The sequence below is a fragment of the Gordonia otitidis NBRC 100426 genome (assembly GCF_000248075.1).
Lineage (GTDB): Bacteria > Actinomycetota > Actinomycetes > Mycobacteriales > Mycobacteriaceae > Gordonia > Gordonia otitidis.
Map to the genome: position 1 here is coordinate 1 of NZ_BAFB01000146.1, position 686 is coordinate 686.

The window sequence follows — 686 nt, forward strand, 5'->3', positions numbered from 1 at the left end:
CCGACAAGCGAATACACCGCACGCGGTACGGAGAACGAGAGGTCGTCGAACACCGGTGTGCCGTCGGGCCAGGCGTACAACACGTCGGACAGCGTGATCGAGGGTGTGAGGTCGACAGATGAGGGTGATGCCATGAGCAACTCCGAGAGGTCGGTGGGTGCATGCGGCGTCGGATCGACGCGGCTGCGTGAAACCAACCTCAGCTGTTCATGACTGTGAGCACTCCTGATCGTCGATGAACTCGTGATACGCGGCGGTCCGCCACCACGAGGGTTCGATCCACGATAACGCGCTCTCGCGGCCTGCTGTCAACCGAGTTCTTGTCGAAGACGTGCACGACAACGCGCTACCGTGAAGTCCATGTCCTTCATCCGCACCCAGGTCGGCAACGGAGTCGGCGAGATCATCCTCGACCGGCCCAAGGCACTCAATGCGCTCGATCAGACGATGATCGACGACATGCACGAGGTCCTCGGACGGTGGGGCGACGATGATTCGATCGAAACGGTTCTGGTGACATCCGCAAGCGACCGCGCGTTCTGCGCGGGCGGCGACATCCGGGCTATCCGCGACCACGCCGTCGCGCACGAGTACGACGAGATCAAGAACTACTTCGCCTCCGAGTATCGGCTTGACCAGATGATCGCGCACTACCCCAAGGCCTATGTCGCGCTGATCGACGGTGT

1 protein-coding gene is annotated in these 686 nt (G+C 61.7%); it reads left to right on the forward strand.

What is annotated here, in order from left to right:
• Positions 1-360 precede the first annotated feature (360 nt).
• Positions 361-686, forward strand: a 326-nt coding sequence (locus tag GOOTI_RS14850; RefSeq protein ID WP_007239428.1) for an enoyl-CoA hydratase/isomerase family protein, incomplete at its 3' end; no start/stop codon positions are given.